Annotated in this window: 8 protein-coding genes; 3 read left to right on the top strand and 5 right to left on the bottom strand. The window is 50.8% G+C overall.

Going from position 1 to position 9868, the window contains the following annotated elements:
• Window positions 1-258: 258 nt before the first annotated feature.
• Window positions 259-2124: a PEP/pyruvate-binding domain-containing protein gene (locus tag E1963_RS19025; RefSeq protein ID WP_167482274.1), complete on the bottom strand. Its 1866-nt coding sequence runs from the start codon at window positions 2122-2124 to the stop codon at window positions 259-261.
• A gap of 181 nt (window positions 2125-2305) precedes the next feature.
• On the opposite strand from E1963_RS19025, the gene E1963_RS19020 reads away from it, so the two are divergent.
• From E1963_RS19020 to E1963_RS19010, 3 genes are all read left to right on the top strand, one after another.
• Window positions 2306-3571 (top strand): aspartate aminotransferase type Ic, encoded by a 1266-nt coding sequence (locus E1963_RS19020; RefSeq protein ID WP_201272076.1) that lies wholly within the window; start codon window positions 2306-2308, stop codon window positions 3569-3571.
• A 23-nt stretch (window positions 3572-3594) separates the two neighbouring features.
• Window positions 3595-4857 (top strand): Glu/Leu/Phe/Val family dehydrogenase, encoded by a 1263-nt coding sequence (locus E1963_RS19015; protein ID WP_132281625.1) that lies wholly within the window; start codon window positions 3595-3597, stop codon window positions 4855-4857.
• A 166-nt stretch (window positions 4858-5023) separates the two neighbouring features.
• Window positions 5024-5995, top strand: a complete 972-nt coding sequence (locus tag E1963_RS19010; RefSeq protein WP_132281622.1) for a LysR family transcriptional regulator — start codon at window positions 5024-5026, stop codon at window positions 5993-5995.
• Between the two features lie 172 nt (window positions 5996-6167).
• On the opposite strand, the gene E1963_RS19005 is transcribed toward E1963_RS19010, so the two are convergent.
• The 4 genes from E1963_RS19005 to E1963_RS18990 form a co-directional block, all read right to left on the bottom strand.
• Window positions 6168-7835: a CocE/NonD family hydrolase gene (locus E1963_RS19005; RefSeq protein ID WP_132281619.1), complete on the bottom strand. Its 1668-nt coding sequence runs from the start codon at window positions 7833-7835 to the stop codon at window positions 6168-6170.
• Between the two features lie 154 nt (window positions 7836-7989).
• Window positions 7990-8580 carry a kynureninase/PvdN C-terminal domain-containing protein gene (locus E1963_RS19000; protein WP_132281616.1) on the bottom strand — a complete coding sequence of 197 codons (591 nt, stop codon included), beginning with the start codon at window positions 8578-8580 and terminating at the stop codon, window positions 7990-7992.
• Window positions 8556-8780, bottom strand: a complete 225-nt coding sequence (locus E1963_RS18995; RefSeq protein ID WP_132281613.1) for a hypothetical protein — start codon at window positions 8778-8780, stop codon at window positions 8556-8558. The genes E1963_RS19000 and E1963_RS18995 overlap by 25 nt, the downstream gene beginning before the upstream one ends.
• A gap of 40 nt (window positions 8781-8820) precedes the next feature.
• The gene (locus E1963_RS18990) at window positions 8821-9735 is read right to left on the bottom strand and encodes a cyclase family protein (protein ID WP_132281610.1); all 915 of its coding nucleotides are present in this window, start codon (window positions 9733-9735) and stop codon (window positions 8821-8823) included.
• Window positions 9736-9868 lie beyond the last annotated feature (133 nt).

The raw sequence follows: 9868 nt of genomic DNA, 5'->3' as shown, positions 1-9868 counted from the left end.
AAAATACTGTAAATCCGGCGAAATAATATCTTTTCAAAAAATGATATTTTCACCAAGGGATAAGTGCGCCCTTTTTTCGAAAAAAATATTTTTTTATTTATCTATTGACATTTATTAGCTGGACTTACGAGAATCATGATATAAGACAAATCTAAGGAAATTATAAGGAAGAAACAAAAAAATGCATTTGGGTACACCACAAAAGCCAATTAGGGACGTAACCCTTTTGAAAAAGATCACGTCCCTAATCGAGTAAATCTACTTTCCGAGGCGGCAGACCGCCCGGCCTTGTTTGACGTCCAGCATAAGTTCTGCCCGGCAGTCTGACACGTCGTACAGTTTTATTATCTCGTTCAGCTCGCTGTCTTCCGGCCACAGTTCCTGGAAGATATCCCGGTGCTGCTTCAGCAGCTGCGGCTGGTAGCACCTTGTCTTGCTGTTCTCGTTGATGGCTCCGTAGTATACGTCAGCTTCCACGAGGTCCTGGAACATATGGCTTCCGTAGGAGAGTTCGGGATGGTATCCGACTTCGCTGTATGCCACCTCGCAGATGGCGCAGAATTCACTGATGTTGGCATACACGACCGGCACCCCGAGTTCCGGGGATGAAGTGCCGATGCGCCCGGGCACGAGGAGGAGCATCTTCTTCTCCTCTTCTTCAAAATGCTTGTTTATCTCGTCTATCTTACGTGCCACGCCGAACTTTTTCGCATACGGATATTCATAATACTTCCGCGGATCTACCCAGACGATGAGGTCCAGCTTCTCCGTCTTGGAGCGGCGCATGGATGTCCTGCGCACGTCGAACAGGAATTCCTGCGACTTATCTTCCGGGATATGTATCTCCTCCGATACGCTTGCCTGTAGCGGCCTGCACTGGAGCAGGTTCACTTTCCATTCCTCTTTTGCATGGCTGTTGACGGCAAATTCCACATCCACAGGTCTTCCGTATTCCTCTTCCAGCATCTCCAGGATATGCTTCATCAGCTGAATGAAATCATCATTGTTCACCATCCCCTGGCAGTCTGCAAAATATACTTTCTTATAGACGCCCCGCTGTGCAAGCATGTCCTCCGCATCGGTATCATGGCTTAAGACAAGCTTCTTCTGCCAGCCCGGCAGCGCCTGGATTACTTCTTCCAGCCGCCGCGTGCCAAGGGAATTCGTCTCATAATCCATCACATCCACCTTCCGCTGCGAATACTTATGCCGTTCCGCCACGGTAGTCCTTAAGTTCGCCTGCGCCCTGTCCAGACACACGAGCCTCGGATAATCCCCGGGCGTGCGCTCCACCGCCCGCGTGCCAAGCCCCATCACCATACGGAGCATTCCGGCATCCGGATTCATGTTCTCCATCCATTTGTATGGATTGTAAGAACAGCCCATCCCGGCAGCCACCGGCATATAGAACCCGTCGTACTTCTGCCCTTCCACCTTCTGGATGAGAAGTGCCATCTGCTCATCTGAATCGAGCAGCTTCCATCTTCTCCGGTACTCGATGGCGGACGGATTCATCGTGCTGGCATACACGCTCCGTATCGCATCCATCAGTTCCTCGAGACGTTCCTCCTCACTTCCCTGATTCATGCAGAAGGTAGATTCATATTTCCCCGAAAATGCATTGCCAAATCCATCCTCGAGAAAGCTGCTGGACCGTACGATGACAGGAGTGTCTCCGTAATGCCGGACCACCTCCCTGAGCTCTTCTAGCACTTCTTCCGGGAAGGTGCCTCCGCTTAAGCCGGCGCGCAGCTCATCTGCTCCCTTAAACCGCTCTTTCTCCTCCATGTGGCGTCTGCGAAGTTCCATACAGTCATTTTCCACAAGATACTGGTAGAACACGTCCGAACCCACAAAAAATGAATCGTGGGGCTCGATATGCTCCATGTACTGAGGCGTCCGCACCGCAATCAGCTTCCTCGCAAGAAGAAGGCCGCATGCCTTGCCCCCGATCCTCCCGCCTCCGATGCTGCGTTCCTTGACACGGCAGTAATCCTCCGGCGTAAAATGTTCTACGATCAGCCGTTCCATCCGCATGTCCGTCGTCATCAATTCATTGCATATATATTTGCTCTCCTTCGCCGTCAGGCTGTCCCTGTTCCTGATCTCTTCCCAGTTCACCATCCACGCCTCCCTTTTCTCCTGCACCTGGCCGTCAAGGATGCTCCTGCCGCTTATTCTGCAGCCTCCGCATCAAGATAGCCAAATGCCTATACTTCTTATACAAATATAAGTATTTGCTTCTATCATAACATTTTACCTATAATGAAGGCAAGAAAACAAAGGCCTTTAAGGAGGAACGCACATGATTGATACACCAAGCAATACCACATCCCTAGAGCAGTTGAAGGACGCGTACGAGGAAGCCAGGGGAAAGCATCTGAAACTAAATATGTCCCGTGGAAAGCCTGCCCCTTCCCAGCTTGATTTAAGCAGCGCGCTGCTGGGGGCTATGGACAGCTACATGACCGCAGACGGGACAGACGCAAGGAACTATGGCATTCTGGACGGCATCCCGGAATGCAGGCAGCTATTTGCAGACCTGCTCGGCCTCAATCCGGACAGGATGATCATAGGCGGCAACTCGAGCCTGAGCCTTATGTTCGACATCGTGGCTGCCTTATGCCTCTTCGGTACGGGCGGGAACCGCCCGTGGCAGCACTATAGATACGCAGGGACTCCGGTCAAGTTCCTCTGCCCTTCACCGGGATACGACCGCCACTTCAGAATATGTGAAGAGCTGGGCATCGAGATGATACCAATACCGCTTAATGAAGAAGGTCCGGATATGGATCTCGTCACCACGCTTGTCAGGCAGGATCCTCTTATCAAAGGCATCTGGTGCGTACCGCTCCATTCCAATCCCGGGGGCGTCTGCTACAGCAGCCGGGTGGTAGAGGAGCTCGCTTCCATGGAAACGGCAGCGCGTGACTTCCGTATCTTCTGGGACAACGCATACGGCATCCACCATATATATGAAGAGGTTGCGCTCAAGAATATACTGGACGCATGTGAGAAGCACGGACATCCCGAGCGGACTTACTACTTCTTCTCTACCTCCAAGATTACATTTCCCGGCGCCGGTGTCGCACTCATCGCCTCCGGTCCTGGCAACATCAAAGAGCTGAAAGGGCACATGTCCGCACAGATCATAAGCTACGACAAGCTGAACCAGCTGCGGCACGTACGGCACTTCAAGACACCGGAAAATATCCGGGCACATATGGCTATGCTGGCAGATGAGCTCCGCCCCAAGTTCGACCTCGTACTTTCCAAACTGGAAATGGGACTAAAGGGCACCGGGTTCGCATCCTGGAGCCGTCCAAAAGGAGGGTACTTCATCTCGCTCGACACACGGCCCGGCTGTGCAAGACGGACGGTGGCACTTGCAAAAGAGGCCGGAGTCGTACTGACAGACGCGGGAGCGACGTACCCTTACGGAAAGGACGAGAAGGACAGCAATATCCGCATCGCTCCATCTTATCCGACACTGGAAGAACTGGACGCAGCCATGGATATCTTTATCTTATGTATTAAAATTGCAGCACTGGAAACGAATAACAGCAAATAAATCAAAAAAGGAGAACGGCAGTTATGAACCACACATATAATCCATATGACAATGTATTAAAAGTAGTATCTGAAGCAGCTAATATCTTAGGTTATACAGACAGCGACATTGAAGCGCTGAAATATCCGGAGCGGGAACTGAAAGTAGCCATTCCGGTACGGATGGATGACGGCAGCACGAAAGTATTCGAGGGTTACCGCATACAGCACTCCACCTCAAGGGGACCGGCCAAAGGAGGGATCCGTTTCCATCCTGACGTCAATCTGGACGAAGTCAAAGCGCTTGCGGCCTGGATGACCTTCAAGTGCGCGGTCGTGAATATCCCTTACGGCGGCGGCAAAGGCGGCGTCGTATGCGACCCGAACAAGCTGACCGAAGACGAGATCCGTGCCATCACAAGACGGTTTACGGCGGCAATCGCCCCGCTTATCGGCCCCGAGCAGGATATCCCGGCTCCTGACGTCGGAACGAACGCGGCTGTCATGGGCTGGATGATGGACACTTACAGCATGCTGAAAGGCCACTGCGTACACGGTGTCGTGACAGGCAAGCCTATCGAGCTCGGCGGAGCCCTCGGCCGAAGCGAGGCAACCGGACGCGGCGTCATGTTCACGACAAAGAATGTGCTGAAGAAGCTGGACATAGATCCGAAAAACACGACGGTTGCCATCCAGGGCATGGGAAATGTAGGGAGCATCACAGCGAAGCTGCTCCACAGGGAAGGAATGGAGGTCGTGGCAGTCAGTGACGTATCCGGAGGCATCTATAAAGAAAGCGGCCTGAATATACCGGATATTCTGGATTATCTGTCACAGAACAGGAAGAACCTGCTCACCGGCTACGAGGAAGACGGTATGACACGAATCAGCAACGCAGAACTGCTGGAGCTGGATGTGAAGGTCCTCATTCCTGCCGCCCTTGAAAATCAGATAAATGACTCCAATGCGGAGCGCGTCCGCGCCGATATCATCGTCGAGGCAGCCAACGGCCCGATTGCTTCTGAGGCCGATGACATCCTGGCGGAAAAAGGGATCCTTGTCGTACCGGATATCCTGGCAAATGCCGGTGGTGTCGTCGTATCTTACTTCGAGTGGGTACAGAATATCCAGTCTGTAAGCTGGACTGAAGAGACGGTTAATGAAAAACTTAAGAATATCATGGATCCTGCTTTTGAAGCCGTATGGGATATCGCCCATAAGAATAAAGGGACGCTCCGTACCGGCGCCTACCTTATCGCGGTCAAACGTGTCGTAGAAGCTAAGAAAGCAAGAGCCATCTGGCCTTAAAGATTCCCTTCCAGCAATGAAGCAGCACAATGTACGCCATCTATTTCGCGCACATTGTGTTGCTTTCATCTGAAAGCAAAGTTATAATATTATAATAGCAGGGCAGCAGGCAGTACCTTTTGCGCCCGGTATCATATGATAAACAGGAAACCGGAGGAATCTAAACATGTTCAATTCCATGAATTACGTATATGAAGTGTACAAAGAACGCAGCTTTTCCAAAGCCGCGGCCAATCTATACATAAGCCAGCCGTCCTTAAGCGCCGCCGTCAAAAAGGTGGAGGAGAAGATCGGCGCCCCTATCTTCGACAGAAGCGTAAGCCCGATAAAGCTCACCGACTGCGGGCGCCATTACATAAAAGCCGTAGAAGAAATCATGGATATCCAGAACCAGTTTGAAACCTATATGACTGATATAAACGAGCTTAAGACCGGACAGGTTGCCATAGGCGGCAGCAACCTGTTCGCTTCTTATATCCTTCCTCCGATCATCACGAAGTTCACCCAGAAGTACCCGTTCGTAAAGGTGCACCTCATAGAGGCCAACACGCCGCAGCTTATCGAACAGCTCTTCCACGGCTCATTGGATCTTGTGATAGACAACTCCTCTTTCCCGGACACGATCTACCAGCACCATCTCTACACGAAAGAGACGCTTCTCCTTGCCGTTCCGAAGGCATTTCCTTCCAATGAGATGGCCTCCGGATTCCGGCTTACGATAGAAGACATTCTGGTCGGCCGGCATCTGAAGAAGGAGACGCCGTGCGTCCCCCTTGCGTTCTTTAAAGAAGAGCCTTTTATCTTCCTGCGCTCCGGCAATGACACCCGCTCCCGGGCGGATAAGATCTGCCAGGCACAGTCGTTCACTCCGAATATCATACTGAAGCTCGACCAGCAGGTCACTGCGTTCAACGTATGCTGCTATGGGATGGGCGTTACATTCGTGAGTGATTCTCTCCTGAAGCACATGCCGAACGAAAGAGACTGCTTCTACTACAAAGTCCATGGCAGCCACACAGGGCGCAATATATATTTTTACCATAAGCAGACAAAATACGTGACAAGGGTGATGGAAGAATTTCTGAAAGTTGCCCGGAAGCAATCAAAAGAGCTCATGCAGATACAGGATAATTTATAATATCAAAAGCAGCCCTCCGGGATGGTAAGATGCTGCTTACCATCCCGGAGGGTTTCATACATAATTTCTTATATGCAAGATTTGTAGATTCTAACAATTCATGCAGGAATTCCTCCGTGCACATGCTGTCCTTCCTGTTCTTTTTGCTTGCAGACCGCCTGGCTCCTGTCTATCAACGGATCCACTGGTCCTCATCGGAGTATGGAATGATCGGCAGGTTGATATAGGAATCGCGGATGCTGTCGACGAATATCTTATATTCGATATCCTGGCTGTTCGGCAGCTGTACCATCCAGTGGTACGGATTCGCATCGTAGTTTTTCACTTCAACTTCTATACGGTGGCCTTTTCTGAATACGCTGGACGTATTCATGACCTCTATCGTATATTCGTTGATCTCGCCCGGAACGACCGGAACCTTCTTCGTATGGTCATTGTTGAGCTCCCACGGCTCCAGCTCTTTCTTCTCCAGGCCTCTGTGGGATGCCCGGAGATTCCCTGTGACAAGATTCAGCGGATGTCCCTCGCCTTCCGGGGGAACATCATTCAGCATGATGGTGAAGTTGGCATCTGTCTTGTCGATGGCACACATGAGGTTCATGACGCTCGGGCCGGTCACTTCTACGTCCTCTTCCAGCACAGGCGTGCGGAATACGACGTTCGGCACTGCATAAGTCTCGTTAGATCCACCTTCATACGGGCTCTTATGGTTGAGGATGGTCAGCTGTACATGCTCATCTTTTTCCTTCTCTGTGGAAAGCAGCCCACCGTCCCTTAGGTAATATTTCGTCCACTGCGTACGTGCCAGCGGCCATTCGTGTTCGTAGCGGAACTTGTTGATACCTCTTACGAGCAGCTTCATCGGGGGCTCATCCATGACTCCGGTGCCGATGCCCTTGAGCCAGTAGTCATACCACCTGAGCTGTTCTGCCACTGGTTTCTCATACGGGGATGTCTTGGCAGATGCAGGGTCTATCATCATAAGCTTCTTCGGCACTTCGTCATCAATCTTATTATAGATGTCAAAGGCAGATATGGTCGTATAGCCGTACTCATAGTAGAGCCCTACGATATAGGAAGGTATCGTCACCTTGCGGTCCTTGAAGCTTCTTCTGTCCCACCACTCTCCGCTGTATGGATGCAGCATGACATCGATGTTCCATGTGTAGTGTCTCGGCGGGAAGCTGTCGAGCCCTCTGTAATAATAGGAATTGGTTGCAATCTCAGGCTGCCTTCTCGCTTCTGCAAGCATCTCCTTCAGATTCTCCGGGCTGTTTTCCATCTCAGCCTCTGATATCGTATTCGTATGCGGGATATAGCTGCAGAGCGGATAGTTGATATCGCTTAATATGCCGCCCGGATAACAGTCAAGGTACATGTCATCGATGACATCCACAGGCATGATCGCTTTCAGATACGGCGGATCCATCGCTGCCTCTAGAGGCTGGATCTTCCCTGCATAGCCGCATCCGATCATGCCGACGCTGCCATCTGGCAGATAATGCCCTGCCCACCGGATGACCTCACAGCAGTCAATCTGGTCCTGCCTGCTTAAGACGCCCGTCCATACGCCTTCCGAATTCTGGATTCCCCTCGGGTTCACTACGACCACGGTATATCCCCGGGATACAAAGAAGTCAATGCCCCCGATCTCAATTCCCTGCTCATACATGAATTTGCCAAGCTGAATCGGATCCCGTCTTCTCCCGGCTTCCTGGGCTACCTTGCCAAAAGGGGAAAAGCCCACCAGCACCGGATGCCTCTCTTTGTCATCCGGCCTGTAAACGTCACAGTAGAGGCGGATATCATCTTTCATCACAATCGGACGGTCTTTTTCCACCCTGATTTCATATTCTGGTTCTCTTATAAATTGACTGTTGACGTTTTACCTCCAATCACATCACCTTATTGAGCCTCAGCAGCCCAATAAGCATATAATATTTGTTCTCTGCCAAGGATATTCTACACTTTCCCCTTCGGGGCAATGTCAAGACCTAAACGTTCAGAAGCTGGTACAGATTTTCCGCCGTCTGCCTCACATCCTCGAAGCTTCCAAAAAGCGGTGAAAATGCTATCCTCACCTGATCATACCAGGATGCCTCAATGCCAGATTCTAATCTTTCCGTTACTGCAGCCCGTAATCGATCCGTCAACTGGGAGCCGCTGTCAAGAAATTCCGTTATCTCTTCAGAGGCCGCATGCAGAATCGTCACATGCCCGCCTCTTCTTGCCTCCTCGCGGGGAGTGAGTATGCTGACGCCGCGGCGGGCCAGCATATCGTCCACAAGTTCGATAAAATATCCGGTCATGGCCAGAGACTTTTCCCGGATAGCGTCTATGCCTGCCTCGTTTATCATATCCAGGGCTCCTTCAAGAGGGGCCATGTTCAGGATGAGCGGTGATCCGTGCTGCCAGCCGCCGGCGCCTGTCTCTGCCTCAAAATAAGGGAGCTTCTGAAATTGGCGGCTCTTCTCATAGCCGTGCCAGCCGGGCATCGCAACAGGGATGTCAAAGTTCTTTTCAAGGATAAAGATGGTGGCGGGACATCCAAGCCCTCCGTTCAGGTATTTGTAATTGCACCACACAGCGAAGTCCACGCCCCATTCATGGAGCTTATGCGGTACGACACCCGCATCAGCGTCTCTTCCGAACGGCGGGACATAGGTCCCAGGCCGTTCGCTTCATAATACAGGTAATCCGGAAGGTAAAATTCTTTTTTATACGTGCTCAACTTGTCTTCTGCATCCATGCCGGCTGCATATTCTCTGCTTGTTATTTCTGCCATCTTATAATCTCCCAGGCATCGTGCCATCTCTGATATATTTTTATTCCTCTTCCCAGCTGACCTCTACCTTTACCTTGCCAGATTTGTAACGCAGTACCATGAAGATAAAGGTCAGTACAAGAAGTATGATATTACCGATAATGATTTCCGGCGTATTGTCTTCAATCAGCAAGTAATTCTGGAAGGCAAGCAGCGCTCCGCACAGGTAGCAGATCACTTTCAGAGCTACGTTGGATATCTTGAACGTAGACTTCGCCCACGCGTCAGGAAGCAGCTTCGGCAGCCGTGCGGTTGCCACTACGACAAGGAACGTCGTGATATTCATGAGTATCATGGACATGTTGGCAATACGATCGATATCAAGTCCCGCGACAACCGGGATGAGCCCCACGATGTAGAACAGTATGAGCAGGTAATGAGGCGTGCCGTACTTGTCGTTGATCTTGCCGAGCTTTTTCGGAAACCATCCGTCCACACAAGCAAACCCATAAGCCGCATCCGCAGAACTTCCGTCTGTCCCGACAATCTTGATTCCAAGCTCCACGAGCGCCAGCGCCGCGTCACCGCTCAGGTAAGGGTGGCGGAAGAAATCCCATGTGCCGTAATATGACGCCCACCCGGTATTGAGGATTGCAAAATCCACTTGCCTCAGCTCCTCTGCATGGGCCATGATATCTTCACGGGTGATTTCGTATATCTCTCCTCTATCGCTGAAATCCAGCACAATGCCTTTACCGATAAAGCGTTCCACAGGGAAATCATTCAGATTCCTGCCCTCTTTGCTGATGTGGTAAGGAGCGTCGATGTGGGTCGATGTGTACGTCCCCATCTTCATGAACTTGACATTGACACCTTCCTCTTCCATTGTATCATAATCCTCTACAACTGGTACCTTGTCACAAGGACACACCTGGGTGTTATTGTTGATTTCCCTCGTCAAATCGATAAACTTCATCTTATATCCTCCTTGTATAATGTATTTAGGTTGTTCAAGGGATACCTATAAACCCTTAGACCTACTTCTTTACATCTCCAGTCTGATAGGAGATAATTGTTTTATTAGATTGAGGGGATGATCGTTGCCTCCT

The sequence above is a fragment of the Extibacter muris genome (genome assembly GCF_004345005.1).
Lineage (GTDB): Bacteria > Bacillota > Clostridia > Lachnospirales > Lachnospiraceae > Extibacter > Extibacter muris.
Note: the sequence above shows the minus strand (reverse complement) of the source record. Positions and strands in the feature narration are given on the sequence as shown.

Bases quoted from the DNA above. Each gene is read 5' to 3' on its own strand.
- E1963_RS18995 (WP_132281613.1), bottom strand. From the start codon at position 8,780: ATGGCAGAAATAACAAGCAGAGAATATGCAGCCGGCATGGATGCAGAA.
- E1963_RS19015 (WP_132281625.1), top strand. From the start codon at position 3,595: ATGAACCACACATATAATCCATATGACAATGTATTAAAAGTAGTATCT.
- E1963_RS19010 (WP_132281622.1), top strand. From the start codon at position 5,024: ATGTTCAATTCCATGAATTACGTATATGAAGTGTACAAAGAACGCAGC.
- E1963_RS19025 (WP_167482274.1), bottom strand. From the start codon at position 2,124: ATGGTGAACTGGGAAGAGATCAGGAACAGGGACAGCCTGACGGCGAAG.
- E1963_RS18990 (WP_132281610.1), bottom strand. From the start codon at position 9,735: ATGAAGTTTATCGATTTGACGAGGGAAATCAACAATAACACCCAGGTG.
- E1963_RS19020 (WP_201272076.1), top strand. From the start codon at position 2,306: ATGATTGATACACCAAGCAATACCACATCCCTAGAGCAGTTGAAGGAC.